The organism is Ruegeria sp. G10 (assembly GCF_056533645.1).
The window spans coordinates 1-16,175 of sequence record NZ_JBQFOQ010000023.1 but is presented as its reverse complement, the minus strand read 5'-3'; the positions used below and the strand labels follow the sequence as shown (position 1 = coordinate 16,175).

General features: G+C 54.1%; 13 protein-coding genes and 3 pseudogenes. 11 read left to right on the top strand and 5 right to left on the bottom strand.

The genetic code is table 11. The features are described from left to right. Window positions 1–472: 472 nt before the first annotated feature. Both ACR0KM_RS20830 and ACR0KM_RS20825 read right to left on the bottom strand, forming a co-directional pair. Window positions 473–718 carry a hypothetical protein gene (locus ACR0KM_RS20830; protein ID WP_480861715.1) on the bottom strand — a complete coding sequence of 82 codons (246 nt, stop codon included), beginning with the start codon at window positions 716–718 and terminating at the stop codon, window positions 473–475. A gap of 64 nt (window positions 719–782) precedes the next feature. Next, window positions 783–1,061, bottom strand: a pseudogene (locus ACR0KM_RS20825) (integrase); the annotation flags it as partial. Between the two features lie 383 nt (window positions 1,062–1,444). Between ACR0KM_RS20825 and ACR0KM_RS20820 the strand changes: the two are divergent. Next, window positions 1,445–3,622 (top strand): CARDB domain-containing protein, encoded by a 2,178-nt coding sequence (locus ACR0KM_RS20820; RefSeq protein ID WP_480861713.1) that lies wholly within the window; start codon window positions 1,445–1,447, stop codon window positions 3,620–3,622. A 518-nt stretch (window positions 3,623–4,140) separates the two neighbouring features. Here ACR0KM_RS20820 and ACR0KM_RS20815 read toward each other — a convergent pair. Further along, a complete protein-coding gene (locus tag ACR0KM_RS20815; RefSeq protein ID WP_480861711.1) occupies window positions 4,141–4,416 on the bottom strand; it encodes a hypothetical protein in 276 nt (91 codons plus the stop codon). A 107-nt stretch (window positions 4,417–4,523) separates the two neighbouring features. Between ACR0KM_RS20815 and ACR0KM_RS20810 the strand changes: the two genes are divergently transcribed. From ACR0KM_RS20810 to ACR0KM_RS20800, 3 genes and pseudogenes are all read left to right on the top strand, one after another. After that, window positions 4,524–5,447: a LysR substrate-binding domain-containing protein gene (locus ACR0KM_RS20810; RefSeq protein WP_480861709.1), complete on the top strand. Its 924-nt coding sequence runs from the start codon at window positions 4,524–4,526 to the stop codon at window positions 5,445–5,447. A 510-nt stretch (window positions 5,448–5,957) separates the two neighbouring features. Next, window positions 5,958–6,664: pseudogene (locus tag ACR0KM_RS20805) on the top strand (IS6 family transposase). Window positions 6,665–6,898: 234 nt separating this feature from the next. Continuing rightward, complete coding sequence (locus ACR0KM_RS20800) at window positions 6,899–7,876, top strand: HAD family hydrolase (protein WP_480861707.1); 978 nt, start codon at window positions 6,899–6,901, stop codon at window positions 7,874–7,876. Between the two features lie 146 nt (window positions 7,877–8,022). On the opposite strand, the gene ACR0KM_RS20795 is transcribed toward ACR0KM_RS20800, so the two are convergent. Next, complete coding sequence (locus tag ACR0KM_RS20795; RefSeq protein ID WP_480821884.1) at window positions 8,023–8,451, bottom strand: Rrf2 family transcriptional regulator; 429 nt, start codon at window positions 8,449–8,451, stop codon at window positions 8,023–8,025. A gap of 103 nt (window positions 8,452–8,554) precedes the next feature. Between ACR0KM_RS20795 and ACR0KM_RS20790 the strand changes: the two genes are divergently transcribed. Next, on the top strand, window positions 8,555–9,769 hold the full coding sequence (locus ACR0KM_RS20790; protein WP_480861705.1) for a GTP-binding protein: 1,215 nt from the start codon (window positions 8,555–8,557) through the stop codon (window positions 9,767–9,769). Continuing rightward, window positions 9,766–10,401, top strand: a complete 636-nt coding sequence (locus ACR0KM_RS20785; protein ID WP_480861703.1) for a DUF1826 domain-containing protein — start codon at window positions 9,766–9,768, stop codon at window positions 10,399–10,401. The genes ACR0KM_RS20790 and ACR0KM_RS20785 overlap by 4 nt, the downstream gene beginning before the upstream one ends. Window positions 10,402–10,681: 280 nt before the next feature. Here the strand turns inward: ACR0KM_RS20785 and ACR0KM_RS20780 are convergent, their stop codons facing one another. Further along, window positions 10,682–11,755, bottom strand: coding sequence for an AraC family transcriptional regulator (locus ACR0KM_RS20780; protein WP_480861701.1), 1,074 nt, complete (start codon window positions 11,753–11,755; stop codon window positions 10,682–10,684). Between the two features lie 478 nt (window positions 11,756–12,233). Between ACR0KM_RS20780 and ACR0KM_RS20775 the strand changes: the two genes are divergently transcribed. From ACR0KM_RS20775 to ACR0KM_RS20755, 5 genes and pseudogenes are all read left to right on the top strand, one after another. Next, window positions 12,234–13,289: a DUF1214 domain-containing protein gene (locus tag ACR0KM_RS20775; RefSeq protein ID WP_480861699.1), complete on the top strand. Its 1,056-nt coding sequence runs from the start codon at window positions 12,234–12,236 to the stop codon at window positions 13,287–13,289. Window positions 13,290–13,306: 17 nt separating this feature from the next. Then, on the top strand, window positions 13,307–14,317 hold the full coding sequence (locus ACR0KM_RS20770; protein WP_480861697.1) for a DUF1254 domain-containing protein: 1,011 nt from the start codon (window positions 13,307–13,309) through the stop codon (window positions 14,315–14,317). Between the two features lie 40 nt (window positions 14,318–14,357). Continuing rightward, window positions 14,358–15,146, top strand: a complete 789-nt coding sequence (locus ACR0KM_RS20765) for a transporter (RefSeq protein ID WP_480861695.1) — start codon at window positions 14,358–14,360, stop codon at window positions 15,144–15,146. Window positions 15,147–15,195: 49 nt separating this feature from the next. Then, window positions 15,196–15,660 (top strand): phosphate-starvation-inducible PsiE family protein, encoded by a 465-nt coding sequence (locus ACR0KM_RS20760; protein WP_480821898.1) that lies wholly within the window; start codon window positions 15,196–15,198, stop codon window positions 15,658–15,660. Window positions 15,661–15,898: 238 nt separating this feature from the next. Next, window positions 15,899–16,175: pseudogene (locus tag ACR0KM_RS20755) on the top strand (DDE-type integrase/transposase/recombinase); the annotation flags it as partial.

Sequence of the window (16,175 nt, the reverse complement as noted above, 5' to 3'; positions counted from 1 at the left end):
CCGCTCTTGCCGAGTGGCGTCAACTTTGTTCCGGATAGGTTCGCAGTTTCCGCGGCAAACTGAGACTGGTTCGAATTCGTCTGACAGCACCGCCACTCATACCCGTCTCACTTCAGTTGTGTTTTCTGACCCGGAATTGTGGTGCCGCAATTCCCGCGCATTGGCGTACGTGCTTTCAATCAGAGACGGAGCAGGCCGTACATTCAGAGGACAATTCAGGGCCCGGTCTAAGTGCCGTATTTTGTCGGGGTCGCTTTGGGCGGAATTTCCCTGATAACCATCGATTTACAGGGAATTTTTGAGAAACGGCTCTAGAGCTCAGAGTTTCTGATGTCAGAACTGTATATTTATCAGCGGCTTACGCGGGAAATTCCCTAAGCACTGGAACAGGGAATTCTTTTCTTAGAACAGGGAATTGTTCCGCTGGATCAGGGAGGGCGAACCCAGCATCAGGGAAGCAGGACTGGAGGCGTCAGAAGTCGAACTGACGTTCCTGTTCAGTCCAATCCAGTGGGTTGTTCACGCTGACCAGACGCTTGAGTGTGAGTTTGGGCGGTTGGGTCCCGTCGAGAATCGCGGATTGAATCTTCGGTGAGAGAAAGGCGAGCTGAGCGCGGGTGCGGATGAAGGCACCGGGAAGGTTTTCTTGCCGCGTAATCTCCATCAGTTGAACCCCGGCTTTCAGATCGCGGGCCCAGCCATGGGCGCGGATCAGCATGGAGCGGAGGTGAGGATCGGGTTGCGGCGCCCTGTCTCCGGCGACGACTTTTGACTCGACACCGCGGCGGCGGCGTCTTGCTCTGCAGCACCGAGGCGCATTCCTTGATCTGGCCAGACGCCATAACATCCACAACTTTCATCTTTACAAGGTCGCACCCGCGCAGTTTGCTGTCGATTGCCATATTGAACAGAGCTAGATCACGATGGTTCTCTGCCAATTCAAGCCGCACCCGGATTGCCCAGACGTGCTTTGGCTTCAGCGGTCGTTTCTGGCCAACGATGCGTCCTTTGTTCCAGGCTGGGCGAAGCGCGCGAATGGCCGGTAAGTTTGTTGTTTCCATGACTGATCCTCCGATCCGCCATACCCTCCCACAACGACAAACCGGTGTTGACCGGTCCAGCATATCACGTGATGCTGCGCTATCACCGAGGTCTGCATCGGAGCCCAATGTGACGTATGCTGTAGTTTGTATTAACGGCAGCGGATCCATGGTGAGCCGGCATTGGCAGCTGTGCCTACGATCCAAATCTGCCCCTTGCATTTTGCAAGTGCACAGCAGTGTAGCTTCGCCGAAACAGACGTTCACCACATCCTCCGGGGGCTGGATTTCAGCGCCTGGAAATATCTACCTATGATTGTTTAATTGTCGAGCACTCATTGCCAAATTGTTGACGCAATTCCCTGTCAATCAGCCTGTAAGTCTATATATTAAAGGAGTTTATTATGCCCAAGCCAAATAAAGGTGGCGGTGACAGCAACGTCATTTCAGGAAACAAAAGAGACAACGTGCTCATTGGTTCAGGCGCCGACGAGATAATGGATGGCAAGGGTGGGAACGACCGGCTGATCAGTGGCGGCGGCAATGATACAGTCTATGGCGGAAGCGGCACCGATACAGTTGTATTCACCTATGATAGAGACGACTATGACGTCACTTTGCTGAGCGACGGGAGCATCCGGGTATCCGGTCCTGAAGGCACCGACACAATTTCGGGCGTCGAAGTGTTCGAGTTTGCGGACATGACACAATCAGCGGCCGAGGTCATTGTACCCCGTCTTGCCAATCTGACCGCCGGGACACTTGAGGTTGAAGATGCAAGCCTGTCCCCCGGCGAGACAACCGACATACACGTAGATATCGCGTCCAACGGTGTGATCGATGCAGCAGAGTCCACTGTTGAGCTTTTGGTCGCGTCCGCTCCGGACAACGGGGCTGTGATAAGCACCGTCGATACGGCCCAGCTTGGCGCGACACCCGTTGGAACTTCGGGCGCGGTCTCGTTCTCATTTGACCCGGGATCGCTGGAGCCGGGAACGTACTGGGTTGCCGTGCGCGTAGACAGCACCAATTCTCTGGATGAAAAAAGTGAATCGGACAACCAGACTGACTGGGTGCAGATCACTGTCGAAGCCCCCAGCACAGACCTGCAACTTGTGTCCGCAACCGTCGACGGCAGTTCTGATCTTGATCTGGAAGGCGGTGCAAGAATTCAGATGAATTATGTCATCCACGATGCCTCCAACATGGATGTCTCGTATTTCAAGGTAGCGACATATGTTTCCACGGATGCCACGATTTCTGCGGACGATCACCGGATTGCGGGTATCACCGGTGGTACCTATTCCGGGTTGACGACAAGCCCCTCAACTTCGCATTGGTTGCCAGAGGATTATGCTCCGGGCGATTACTATCTGATCAGTGTTGTTGAATGGGGTGACGGTACCACAGACACGCAACTGGACAACAATACGATCGTTCAAACGATCACTCTGAGCCCGCCGCCAGAACCAACCGTGGACATCTCGGTGGGCACTGTCAGTATCCAAGCTACATCAGATTTCGATCTGGGTCCGGGCGGCCTTATCTCGCCTCCAACCGGTGCGCGGCTTGATCTGGAATTTGACGTATCAAACCTTGGCACTGGTCCGGCAATCAATGCCGGGTTCACGGCCTTTCTTTCATCGGATGGGACGGTTTCTGCCGATGACATTGAGATTTGGAGCGGCACCGCAAGCCTGCAAGCCGGGGGAACGACAACCCTAGTAGCCTCGGCAAACATCGACGGCAGCGTGACGGCTGGTGACTATCAGGTCATACTGGTATCAGATGCCCCATCGGATGTTGATCCTACCAACAACAGCTCGATTGTCGAAGTAACATTGGTCGGTGGAGTCGCTATTGGTACCGAAGCGGATGACGTTTGGGCCAGTGACACCGGTGGAGACATCGTGGACTTGCTTGGCGGTGACGACATCGCATTCGCTGGGGCTGGCTTTGACATGGTCGATGGTGGTGCAGGCGTTGACACGCTGAATTTCTCCTCAAGCTCAAAAGGCGTGGAGCTATATTCCGTAGAGTCCAACTCGTACGAGTTGATCGAATTCTCCCAGACCAGTGGTCAGACGGCGTCGGTTTACACAAATTTTGAGCGTATCGTAACGACGGATTACGACGATCATGTGGATTTGTCCGGAAGCACCGTTAACGATCTCCAAACAGGGGCAGGAAATGACCTGATCATCGGCAGCGACGGGGGTGACACTATCGATGCCGGCGCAGGAGACGATTTGATCGTCGGCAATCTTGGGAACGATCTGTTGCTCACCGGTGATGGAAGCGACATGATCGGCGTAGTGCGCAACACATCGACCGGCGCGACAACGGGGTTTGGTCACGACGTTGTTGATGACTTTGATTTCAACTTTGATTCTGTAGTGATCGAAGTTGGAGCCGGAGAAACATATGATCCCCTACTGGACCTCGTCCAAACTAGCGACGGTGCTCTGTTGCAATATGCTGAGGATTCCAGCCTGCTGTTGAAGGATGTGGATATCGACGATCTGGACCTTCATCACTTCCTGATCGTTGAAGAACAGCCAGATATTTCAATTGGTTTCTGACTAACCCGCACCGACCTTTGGAAAGCCGATTTGCGGGAGCGAAACAGGAAAGGCATCGGTGACTGCGGTTGCCTTTCTTGCTCCGGACCCCGCCTAGGGACACCGCGAATTCTCCTCGCATCACTTCAGAATACACCTGTCGGGTATCAAGGTAATGCTCAAGCGCACTGACTAGTCGGGAGTGGATGTCTGCTCGTTAGTAAGGAAGGGCTGCATTCGAATTTGCGCCCCGAAACTAACTCTACTCAACGTTGCAGTTTTTTCCCCAACCGTTCAGCGCGCAAAGCGGCCCTACGAAATGAAAATGCCAGCGGCGATAAAGTCCCGCGCCGTGCCAATTCGTGCGACGTGCAGCGAAAGTTGGTCCATACCAGACCGGCACTTGGTGCAGATCGCGGCGAAGGTGTCAGGAGAGCCCGAACTACTGAATGCTGCAACAGGTTCGAATGTCTGGGTCTTTACGTCATCCAAGAGATGGCATTGGCGCAAAACTTTCTGTTTAATTGCTTGAAAAGACTTCAAATGAAGGCGGAGGCATGTATGGGGCTAAAGATGATCACGCTGTGAGCGCCCCGGCACCACACTGCCTTTTCGCTGGAACTCGCTTCGACGTCGCGCTCAAACCCTATGTCCGCCAGCATGTGCGGGGCGCTCAGGGCAAGATGCTCCAGTTGCTTTTGTAGCCGCGCGTCAGGTGTTTCTACCCGTGGCATAGGCATAAATTTTTTGCATACAGCCAAAACATCCGTGACTTTCCTAATCGACGAACCATTCCCAAGCAGATCGGTTAACATAGAATTTTCCTCATGCTTTCTAGCTTGACTGAGGGATACCGCGAGTGGAGACTTTCAAGCAAACTAAGCTTTTGCATCCAAAGGATTAGAAAAAATGAGCCTTACACATGACAAGACTACCACCACTTAACGCCCTCAGGGCCTTTGAAGCCGCAGCACGTCACCGCGGCTTTGTGGGTGCAAGCGAAGAGCTCAATGTGACGCGCGGCGCGATCAGTCGGCACGTCAAGCTGCTGGAAGACCATTTGGGCGTTCAGCTCTTTGAGCGGCTGGCTCAGGGCGTCCGGTTGACGCCAGCGGGCACTGTGTTTCTGCCCACTATATCGGAAGCTTTTGGCATGATCGGGCGCGCAGCGGAAGAAGTTTCCGCGGATGCCAACGAGTTGCGCATCGTTTGCCCGCCGGGGACGTCAATCAGGTGGTTGCTACCAAAATTGGAAGGCTTCAGAGAAGCTCATCCAGAGTTCAATGTGAGTCTGACAACAGATTTTTATCCAGATGGCGGTTTCGACCCAATCAATGCTGATATAGGTTTCTCTATATCCAACTTGTCGAACCGCTCGCATGATCTTGAGGTGCAGACACTTTTTCCGATCATTCTCACCCCGGCCTGTACGCCGGACTATCGTCGCAATAAGTCGCTGAAATCTCCTGCGGCGCTTGCCGACTGTGAATTGCTGCACGAAACAAGAAGTCACTCCGACTGGAAGACATGGGTCGTCTCTTTCCCCGACCTAGGCGTAGACCCGGCTAAAGGTCAGGATTTTCCCAACATTGACATCGCAACCAAAGCGGCGGTCATGGGTGTTGGAGTTGTGATGGCCGACCTTGTCCTGTGTCGCGAAGAATTGCAATCGGGAACGTTGGTTGCCCCGTTTCCGGACATGGTGTGCAAATCGTCTGACGGTGACATCTGCCTCCTTGCCGGACGTCATAAATGGCACTCTCCCAAGGTTGAGGCTTTTCGATCATGGGCCTACGAGATTGCAGAGGCGGACAGGTCTGCTGCTGAACAATTCTTGCATGGGTAGTGTCCATGCAAAAAACCGAAAGCAGTCATTTAATCGATGGCCCTCAAAGGCGGCTTTGTCCCGCAGACTGTGGGTTTGATAATCGCCAAATTTTGCACATACAGCGAATGTCCGGAAAGTGGGCTGTATCCGCAGCGTCCAGGGCTGTGGTCGAACGGCAGCTCTGGGCCGTCTGCGTGATCGGCTGACAGTGGGGCGGGGGCCTGTGCTGCCACAGCACCGAGGTCTGGAATAGAACCTGAAGTAGACCCGAAGCGAACTGTCACGGCAGGGTTAGTCGGCCTTGGCACTACTACTATCGCCAAATTGTTTAAGTGCGATCTGAGCAATCGGCTCGCTCCACTCTTGTACAAAATGCCCAGCCTCCTCCAAAACTAACGGTTCCGGACAGCTTCTGATAATCTGGCGCAGCTGGTTCATCACTGGGACGCCCAAAACCGGGTCTTTTGCTCCGGTTTTGTCAGAACACCATTGCTTGAGTGGGGCAAGGCGGTTGCGTAGCATTTAGGAATGACTAAGCCTGCCTCCTTCAAGTACTTCAAAACCAGTCTCGAGATCATCCGCCTTGCAGTGACGCTGTACATCCGTTTTCCGCTCTCGCTTCGAAATGTAGAAGATCTGCTGCGCAAGCGAGGCATCGATGTGAGCCACGAAACTGTCCGATATAGGTGGAACGGATTTGTCCGATGTTTGCTGCTGAGATCAAACGGATGCGTGTTCAGCAGCTGCGCGCGTTCTCCAAATGGCAATGGCACGTGGATGAGGTTTTCGTGAAGTTGAATGACAAGCGGCCTTATCTTTGGCAGGCAGTTGACCACGAAGGCGAGGTGCTGGAAGCCGTTGTCACCAAACGATGAAACAAAGCCGCAGCACTGAAATTAGTCAAGAAATAGATGAAGCGCTATGGCCGCGCAGAAGAAATCGCGACAGATCGCTTTGCTTCCTACGGGGTTGCACTCAGAGAACTGGGCGCCACTGATAAACAGCAGACGGGCAGGTGGCTCAACAACCGCGTTGAGAACACGCACCTGCCGTTCCGAAGAAGCGAACCCGCCATGCAACGGTTCAGGCGCATGCGAAGTTTGCAGAAATTCGCCGCCGTCCATTCCTCAGATTACATCCACTCCAACCAGGAAAGATCGCGAACCAGCCGAGATACCTTCAAGCTAACGCGCACGGCCGTTCTTAGCGAGTGGCATCAACTGTGTTCCGGATAGGTTCATGGTTTCGGCAGCAAACGAAGTCTAGTTCGAATTCGTCTGACACCGCACAAAAGAAACCTCGTGTACGGGTGTTTCGCTGAAAAACCTCCCGCCCATACGGTAACCTCACCCGTTGCCATCGTGAATTTTCTGGACGATCATGGAACCCAAACACTGTAGAATAGTTTCATTTGTCACTAAGTATGTGCGCAGCCTTCGAAGCACATCGTATATCATTGGGTAGCCCAAATGAAGTTTCGTCCGATAATTGCTACTATCTTGCAAATAGCGTTAGTCCCGCTGGCTTTGCCTCTGGCTGCAGACCCACTGCCATCCTGGAACTCCGGTGATACCAAGGCGGCGATCATTGGATTTGTCGAACGGGTAACCGACCCCGCATCTGAAGATTACGTGACCCCGTCGGACCGGATCGCGGTTTTTGACAACGACGGCACACTCTGGGCCGAGCAACCAGCCTACTTCCAGCTCTACTTCGCGATCGACCAAGTTAAGAAGATGGAACCATCCGCCCTATCGTCAGGCGCGCTAACGGCGGCTGCAGCGGGAGATATGGATGCGCTGATCGCAACGGGCAAAGATGGACTTCTTGAAGTTCTTGCGGCATCTCACGCCGGTATGAGCGTGGATGACTTTAAAGATTCCGTCGCGGAATGGTTTTCGGTAGCCACGCATCCGACCACCGGTAAGCCATACAAAACTATGGTTTATCAACCGATGTTAGAGTTACTGCGCTACCTCCGCGATGAAGACTTCAAAACCTATATCGTTTCCGGCGGTGGCATCGACTTCATTCGCGTTCTTTCAGAGGACGCCTACAACATACCGGTAAACCAAGTTATCGGCTCTTCGCTCGTGTCCGAATACGTGGTCGAAAGCGATAGACCAACCCTTATGAAGCAGCCTGATCTGTTCTTCAACGATGACAAGGCTGGCAAACCGGTCGCTATCAACCACCACATCGGGAAACGCCCCATATTTGCAGGTGGCAATTCGGATGGGGATTTCCAAATGCTTGAGTGGACCACCTCGGGTGACGGTCCGTCCTTCGCGCTCTATGTCCACCACACGGATGCCGATCGGGAATGGGCCTACGACCGAGATGGTCATGTTGGCGTCCTGAAGCGCGGTCTCGACGAGGGCCCTGATCGCGGATGGCATTTCGCCGATATGGCAAGGGATTGGGCTGTTATCTGGCCCGAACAGTGAGACAGATCGTTCGGTATTGTGGGTTATGAGGTCTTTAACGGTCTAGTAAGCAACTTAACCGTCTCGTAGGTTTTTCCCCTAGACAGTCGCCGTAACAGAGCCAGCTTTCCGGATCATGTTCACAACCACTCCGGGCCACCAGAAGCTCAGCTCTCGCAATAGCTGCAACTGCTGGGATGGACATCTGTGATCGTTGTTTCCCGCAGGCGTTCCACAAGGCTTTGTTCAATATCGTCCAGGACTTCTACAATGCGCGTTTGCAGATCCGTCTCGACGCTGCAGTGTGAAGGTTGAACATCCCCGCCGCTTCCCGATACCAGTCTTTCGTCCAACGCCAAGTAAATGTCTGCAAGCGTAATGCTTTCAGCGGTTTTGGCTAAGCGCCAACCACCTGAATGTCCCTTCTCGGACAACAAAAGCCCAGCTTCGCGCAATTTTCCGAGGACGCGGCGCACAACTACAGGATTTGTTCCTGCGTGATCGGCAATGTCGGTAGAAGTGCGCACTCGGCCCGGTTCAGCAGCCATGTGGCTTAGCGTGTGCAGGGCAAGGGACAAACGGCTGTTTCGCTTCATACACAGAGTTCCTTTTAATCGCAAAACACGTAACAACTGATGTTGCATTCATCTAGTAACTTCGTAAGTTACAAGACTGTTATCATATGATTGGAGATCAGGCATGCCAGATACCAGGCTCCCCGTCACCGTCCTGTCCGGATTTCTGGGCGCGGGCAAAACCACCTTGTTGAACCGCGTGCTGAATAATCGCGAGGGGCGGCGGGTTGCTGTCATCGTTAACGACATATCCGAAGTGAACATCGATGCTGATCTTGTGCGCGCCGACACCGAACTCAGCCGCACCGACGAAACACTGGTTGAGATGTCGAACGGTTGTATTTGCTGCACTTTGCGTGACGAACTGTTGGATGAGGTGCGGCGCTTGGCGGCTGAACGACGTTTTGACTGTCTGCTGATCGAGAGCACCGGGATATCCGAGCCTTTGCCTGTGGCAGCGACTTTCGATTTCCGAGACGAATTCGGCGATAGGCTGTCTGATGTCGCGCGGCTCGATACGATGGTGACAGTTGTAGATGCGGTGAACTTGTTCAATGATTTCTCAAGTCACGACTTCCTGCGGGACCGAGGCGAGGTAATGGGAGATGATGACCAGCGCACGCTGGTAGATCTTCTTACTGACCAGATGGAGTTTGCCGATGTGGTCATCCTTAACAAGGTCGCGGATGCGACCGAAGGGCAGGTTGATGCCGCGCGTAAGATCATTCGTAGCCTGAACGCGGATGCTGAAATTATCGAAACCAATCATTCTGATGTTGCGGCGGAGAAGATCCTCGACACCGGGCTCTTTGATTTTGACAAGGCGCACGAGCACCCGATGTGGGCGAAAGAGCTTTACGGCTTTGCCGACCACGTTCCAGAGACCGAAGAATACGGCGTGACATCCTTCGTCTATCGTGCGCGCCAGCCCTTCATCCCCAAAAAGATTCTGGCCGTTCTAAACGGCGATATGCCGGGTGTAATCCGGGCGAAGGGACATTTCTGGATTGCCACGCGCCCCGAATGGGTTGCTGAGTTCTCCCTCGCTGGAGCGCTGTCGAGCGTTAAGCCGATTGGTACCTGGTGGGCCGCTGTTCCTCAGGAGCGATGGCCCAGCCATATGTCCGCTCGTGACTATATTGAACAACACTGGGTTGAGCCGTGGGGCGACAGGAGGCAAGAGCTGATATTCATTGGGTCGGACATCGACTGGACAGCGATGAAGGCCAGGCTTGACGCTTGTCTCGTTCCATATGTTTTGGCGGCTGGACCAGATAGCTTGCCGTTGGATATGCCAGACCCGTTCCCCGGATGGCGGCGCGTTGAGGATGCAGCATGAGCTTTATCCGCAAAACAATTGAAAATGCGGCCGTCAGTGTTGGTGTTGCAGATGATCCCGCTGGATTGCGCGCCTTTTTACAGCCAGGCTGCGCCGCAGCGATTTGGCGGCGGAACTTGCCGAAGCATATGTACTCTTGGTTTGAGAGTCTGCCGGAAGAGGTTCTGCCGACCGGACGCGTTATCCTTCCAACAGACGCAATGGCCGATACCATCAGCCATCTTTGTGACATCTCGAATCTGCCCAACGGAGACCAACGTGCTTGGTTTGAGGCAGACATTGCTGAGATGGCGCGGATCTTTGCGAATTTGACGAGAACGAAATATCTGCGACTACGTGTGGACAAGATACAAACCAACGCCTGCCGCAAGTTTCACATCGACGCGATCACCGCCCGGCTCGTGTGCACCTATCGTGGTACAGGCACCCAATACGGCATCTCTACGGACGGGAGTGATCCCAAGCGTATTTTCACTGTGCCGACCGGCGCGCCAATTTTTATGCGAGGAACATTTTGGCCTGACGATCCACCGTCAGGCCTGCTACATCGTTCGCCACCGATTGAAGGGACGGGCGAAACCCGACTTGTTCTCGTTCTAGACCCTATCTTTGATCCGGACGAGGCCGCATAAACAGGGACCCCGGTCAAAGCAGTCTGAATTGTAAAAGATCGTCAATCAAGGTTCGCTTCGTGGAAGCTACAGCGCGACATCATTACGTCTGACGAATGGCAAGCTTGAGCCGACTACGGCGGGGCGAGCCGCCGCTGGAGATCCGTGGAGCAGCGTAGTCGACGCAACCAGAAAACTGCCCACGACACTCCTTACCTGTGGGAATTCCATGACCGGCTCCCCTTTTTTGTCGATCTCAAATTTGAAGCGCGGTAAAAAGGTGGGCCGCGTCGTATTCCTGTTACGTTTCACAATTGCATTCGACCGGGTCGAGTATCGGAACAGATGCCTTAACGCAGTTCATTTCACGGGCGCGAAACTCCGACGGTGTCTGACCTGTCCATTTCTTGAAGGCCCGTGTCATTGCGGTAGCGTCAGAATACCCCAACTGAGCAGCGATATCGCCCACCGACAATTCAGACTTGGAAAGCAAGTATTTTGCCTGGTCACATTTGGCTTCGATGACGATGCGAGACAGTGATGTTCCATAGGCAGCAAGCCGTCGGTTGAGAACCGCGCCTCGAAAACCGCATGCTTTGGAGAGGGTTGTAACCGACAAGTCCGTGCGTCCGACCATTGAATTGGCAACGCTTTGGATCGAACTCAACAGGTCTGTAGGCACAGGGTTTTTGTCGTCCTGAGTGGTCGACACGTAATCGGTCGCAGTTCGGTTAACCAATTCAAACAAAAGCCAGGCACTTGGGAAGCGGATGGAATACCCGTCTGTGCCCGCGCCTACCGCCCGGATGCCGTAGAAGTAAGACGGGAGCAGATCAGGACGGTTCACCCGCACAAGAACCTTATTCGCCTCCCAACGTTGGCCTGCGGTTTCATGCAGCAACGTAGCCCATCGACTGATCTGAAACGCATCCATATAGGCGGGCGAACAACATGGCGTGAACCTGCGTTTGGCGGACAGCACGGCGAACTCGCCAGAGACATCAAGTGTCATGGTGACCGCATTTGTATTGTTTCCCGCATGAACGCAGAACCTGGCAATGAAATCAGCCAGCGATTTTGCGACGCGAAAGGCCTGTCCGAATGGGGATGCAATCGTCGGATCTGAAGTTTGACCAACAAGTGCTGGAAAGTCTGGGGATGTCTTTTGTGCGACGGCTTCAAACACGGCATAGACAGTGTCGTGCGGAATGAAACAACTCGGAGCGCTCAACTCCGAGAAGGATAGATCGAATTCCGCAAGGAGACTTTCTACAGATTGACCGGATTCTTGAAACGCAAGCAAAAGCGGGATGATGACCCGCCCGCGTGTAAGCGGTGGTGTTCTGTGTTGAGCATGCGCGTCCTGCCCTGTCATCATAACTCCCTTAGGTATCGCAACTGAAAGGCCGGGCAGGTCATGCATAGACTAGCGCGGCTCAGTGTCTCTGACCTGCGTCAAAGCTGAAGTCACTTTTTGAGGTAAAAAGGTCAGGTGTCCGCTGGTAGAGGCACAACCGAATGGAACCACGCTACCCGCAGAGAGTGCGCTCTAACAGGCTGACATCACAACATGAATAATAGGCCCGCCGCTGGGTCAATACACAAAGAGAGTATCTAGTTGCTAGCCGGCGCGCTGCCGCTACCTGTCATTTTGGGCCAGTTTTCGGAGGTGGCCGCTCCAATCTGTCAGGGCATACATTCGAACTTTGTGGTTTGTTGGAGAGAGATGGCCACGGCTTCAATTGTAGCGTTTCAAAAACAACAAAATGAGAGGCGCGAGAGTGCGCATTTGATCAGCTGCCGGGACCATCAAGCAATACATTTCTGTAATTGGCTAGTGGAGCGGACAAACTATGAATCCCACGCACAAACACTGGAAACTTGCTGCTTTAGCTGTCCTGATCGGAAGCACAGCGACCGCTCAGAGCTTTGATACCACGGTCGATGCACTTGCAGAGACATACGAAGTGCCCATTACCATAAACAACTTTGTTCGGGCTGCTACAGACAACGAACTGAAGACGTACAATGGCCTGGCCGGAGGCGTAAATCAGTTCTTTCATTTCAAAGAACCCACCCCCATCGACAATCAGCCCACCATTCGGATGAACCGAGACACGCTCTACAGCGTTGCGGTAATTGATATCAGCAAAGGCGCAACCTTGACTCTGCCCGATGTGGGCGACCGATACATGACGACCATGGTGGTCAATCAAGATCATTTTATCAATGAAGTGTTCGACGGTGGCGGTGTGTTCCAGCTTGACATGGGTACATTCCATACCCCCTATGTGCTTGTTTTCATGAGAATACTGGTGGATGCTGAGAACCCCAAAGATGTTGCGGCGGTCAATGCAATTCAGGACGGTTTCACCATTGATGCCGCCTCCGCGACACCCTTCGAGATGCCCAATTACGACGCGGATAGCTTTGAGGCCCTGCGCCAAGCCGCAGTTGAGCTGGGCAGGTTCGCCACAGACAGCGCCCGGACTTTTGGTACGGCAGATCATATAGACCCATTACGCCATTTCCTTGGCACAGCAGTCGGCTTTGGTGGACTGCCCGAAGACGAGGCCTTTTACCTCAATATCGAGCCCGGCCTGCCGCTTGGAGAATACAAAATCCAGGTCCCAGCGGATGTGCCAGTGAACGCGTTCTGGTCCGTGAGCCTCTATAATGCAGACGGGTTTTTTGAACTCAATTCCCTCGACTCGTATGTGGTCAATTCGGTCTCTGGCACCAAGAATGATGATGGCAGTGTGACCGTGCATTTCGGCGGTTGCGACGACGGACGCGTGAACTGTCTCCCGATCATGGATGGCTGGAACTATGCCGTGCGCCTTTATCAGCCGGGCCCAGAGGTCATCGACGGAAGCTGGGTCTTCCCCTCCGTAGAACCCGCAAACTGAACAACAGGATGCTTACGATGAAAAAGCTTCTTCTGACAGTCGCGCTTACACTCCCGACAGGCGTTTGGGCCGAAGACATGGTCGATGTGACCGTCGACACGCTTGTGCGTGCCGAGACAGATCACATGTTTCGCACCAACATGGCCAATCTCGGCCTCGCTGTTGGCGAGTTAGGGCATATGCGCGAAGCCACCACACCGGACAACCAGCCGGTTATCCGCATGAATCAGGACACGCTCTACTCCGGCATCTTGCTGGATTTGAGCAAACCCGTCGAAGTGACGCTCCCCGAGGCGGATGGCCGCTATATCTCGATGCATGTCATCAATCAGGATCACTTCATGTACGCCGAGGCAGAGCCCGGCATATATCAAATCACACAGGAAGACCTTGGTACGCGCTTTGGTTTCATCGCGTTTCGCACATTCGTCGATGTAACTGACCCGGATGATATTGCCGCCGCGCAAGCGGCACAGGATGGAATTGTCGTCAGCGGCGGGGGGACGGGCCCGTTTGATGCGCCCAACTGGAACACCGAACAGCTTTCCACTGCGCGTCAGGCGATAAACGACTTATCCTTGCTGGGCACCGATACAGCACGGGCCTTTGGCAGAACAAAAGACGATATTGATCCGGTCCAGTTTCTGGTCGGCGCGTTCTCGGGCTGGGGCGGGCTTCCGCCTGAGGCCGCGATCTACATGTTGGACGCGGTCGATCAGAATGACGGCGAGACACCACATGCGGTTACGGTCAAGGATGTGCCGGTTCGGGCGTTCTGGTCGGTGACTGTCTATAACGGTGACGGCTTTCTGGAAGCCAATGATCTGGGCGTAAACAGCTATAATGGCTACACAGCCGAAGCGGCAGAGGACGGCTCGGTCACGTTGCATTTCGGCGGGTGCGACGATGGCCGCGCGAACTGTCTACCGATTACTCCGGGCTGGAACTACGCGATCCGCCTCTATGAGCCGGAGGATGCAATCCTGAACGGTAATTGGGCCTTCCCGAAATTAGAGCCGATCAACTAGGCCACTCGCCCAACCTGCAATTTAAAAGGAGTACACGGCTATGCGTCGATCCCCTACTCTTATGGGGCTGCTCTTTGCAACCAGTGCCGGAACCCCAACCGTTGCAGACGAGGCATCCGATCTGGCCCAGGAACTGGCCAATCCACTTGCGGCAATCGTCTCGGTTCCATTTCAATTGAACTATGATGAAAATCTGGACGTCTCTGATCAGGGCTCGCGCACCACGCTGAACTTTCAACCAGTCGTGCCCTTTCAACTGAACGATGACCTTAACCTGATCACACGAACCATCATTCCTTACATCTGGCAGGAAGACGTTGTGCCGGGCACACGCCAGGAGGGGTTCGGAGATATCCTGTTCTCTGCTTGGTTCTCGCCAATCGGAACCGGGGACGTAACGTGGGGCGTTGGTCCCGTTGTGCGCTTTCCAACCTTTAGTGACGTATCGAGTGATACATGGGCCGCTGGGATCACCGGGATTGCCCTGCGGCAGACCGGGCCGTGGACCTATGGTGCGCTGGCCAATCATCTGTGGGACTTGGAAAGCAACCCCGACACCCCCACGAATGTGAGTTTTCTCCAGCCCTTTCTTGCTTATTCCACCGAAGGCGCGTGGACCTATTCGCTGCAAAGCGAAAGCACCTATGACTGGGAAACTAACGCCTGGGCTGTGCCTATAAACGCTTCGGTCTCCAAGCTGGTCCAATGGGGGGCGCTGCCAGTCAATCTGCAAGTGGGGGCGGGCTACTGGCTGGAAGCGCCCGAGGTGGGTGCCGAGGGCGTTCGCTTGCGATTGCAGGCTCAGGTCGTCTTGCCCAGAGGCCGCTGACGTTTGGCTGAAGGATTGTTCATGAAACGTCGAAAATAGGGAGGTCTTGATGGCCGATCAGATGCAACGCAATGCGCAAGCGCATGTCGAGCTTGACCCAGACCATGAGGATCTGATTGTCAGAAGCTGCAATCGGCTCATTCGACACGCCGTTCGGGTGATGTCTTTGTTCATGGTAGTTGTGATCGGATTTGCCGTCATCGACGCCGGCTACTCGTTCTACATCAAGCTTATAAGTCCGCCGGTCCTGGTTCTTGACGTCAGTGATCTGTTGGAGGTTTTTGCGGCCGCGCTTGTCGTACTGATCGCAATCGAGATTTACACGAATGTCATGCTTTACCTGACGGCCGATGTCATACATGTGAAGCTGGTAGTTGCAACCGCCCTGATGGCCGTTGCCAGAAAGGTCATCACACTCGACACGACGGACCTGGAGCCGCTTTATTTCGTTGGGTATTCTGGACTCGGTCTGGCGTTTGGCGTCACGTATTGGTTGTTGTGGCGTGGCAGGTAGGTATTTCACAGGACGCCTTAACTGAGCATCTGCGGCGAAAGCCCGGTTTGGTGGGCGGCACTGCAGCGAGCGATTTGTATAGCGAACAGCAGCTTCGGGCCGTGTCTACATCTAAGACGGTCATGTCAGAAGAGCCTGTCTTGAGGCGGGCAGGGCGGGTGCATAGCCTTCGGACATGACCAAACCAGTCTCATTCAAATACTTCAAAACCAGCCCTGAGATCATCCGTCTTGCGGTGATGCTGCATATTCGGTTTCCGCTCTCGCTTCGGAATGTGGAAGATCTGCTGCATGAGCGAGGCATCGACGTGAGCCACGAAACCGTCCGATATTGGTGGAGCAGGTTCGGTCCAATGTTTGCTTCCGAGATTAGACGCAAACGGGTCCAGCAACTTCGTGCATTCTCGAAATGGAAGTGGCACGTAGACGAGGTTTTGTGAAGGTACATGGCAAGCGACATTATCTGTGGCGGGCTGTTGATCACGAAGGCGAGGTGCTGGAAGCCGGTGTCACCAA

Excerpts from the sequence above, each read along its gene's own strand:
- ACR0KM_RS20830 (WP_480861715.1), bottom strand. The coding sequence starts at position 718 with ATGCTGATCCGCGCCCATGGCTGGGCCCGCGATCTGAAAGCCGGGGTT.
- ACR0KM_RS20820 (WP_480861713.1), top strand. The coding sequence starts at position 1,445 with ATGCCCAAGCCAAATAAAGGTGGCGGTGACAGCAACGTCATTTCAGGA.
- ACR0KM_RS20815 (WP_480861711.1), bottom strand. The coding sequence starts at position 4,416 with ATGTTAACCGATCTGCTTGGGAATGGTTCGTCGATTAGGAAAGTCACG.
- ACR0KM_RS20810 (WP_480861709.1), top strand. The coding sequence starts at position 4,524 with ATGACAAGACTACCACCACTTAACGCCCTCAGGGCCTTTGAAGCCGCA.
- ACR0KM_RS20800 (WP_480861707.1), top strand. The coding sequence starts at position 6,899 with ATGAAGTTTCGTCCGATAATTGCTACTATCTTGCAAATAGCGTTAGTC.
- ACR0KM_RS20795 (WP_480821884.1), bottom strand. The coding sequence starts at position 8,451 with ATGAAGCGAAACAGCCGTTTGTCCCTTGCCCTGCACACGCTAAGCCAC.
- ACR0KM_RS20790 (WP_480861705.1), top strand. The coding sequence starts at position 8,555 with ATGCCAGATACCAGGCTCCCCGTCACCGTCCTGTCCGGATTTCTGGGC.
- ACR0KM_RS20785 (WP_480861703.1), top strand. The coding sequence starts at position 9,766 with ATGAGCTTTATCCGCAAAACAATTGAAAATGCGGCCGTCAGTGTTGGT.
- ACR0KM_RS20780 (WP_480861701.1), bottom strand. The coding sequence starts at position 11,755 with ATGACAGGGCAGGACGCGCATGCTCAACACAGAACACCACCGCTTACA.
- ACR0KM_RS20775 (WP_480861699.1), top strand. The coding sequence starts at position 12,234 with ATGAATCCCACGCACAAACACTGGAAACTTGCTGCTTTAGCTGTCCTG.
- ACR0KM_RS20770 (WP_480861697.1), top strand. The coding sequence starts at position 13,307 with ATGAAAAAGCTTCTTCTGACAGTCGCGCTTACACTCCCGACAGGCGTT.
- ACR0KM_RS20765 (WP_480861695.1), top strand. The coding sequence starts at position 14,358 with ATGCGTCGATCCCCTACTCTTATGGGGCTGCTCTTTGCAACCAGTGCC.
- ACR0KM_RS20760 (WP_480821898.1), top strand. The coding sequence starts at position 15,196 with ATGGCCGATCAGATGCAACGCAATGCGCAAGCGCATGTCGAGCTTGAC.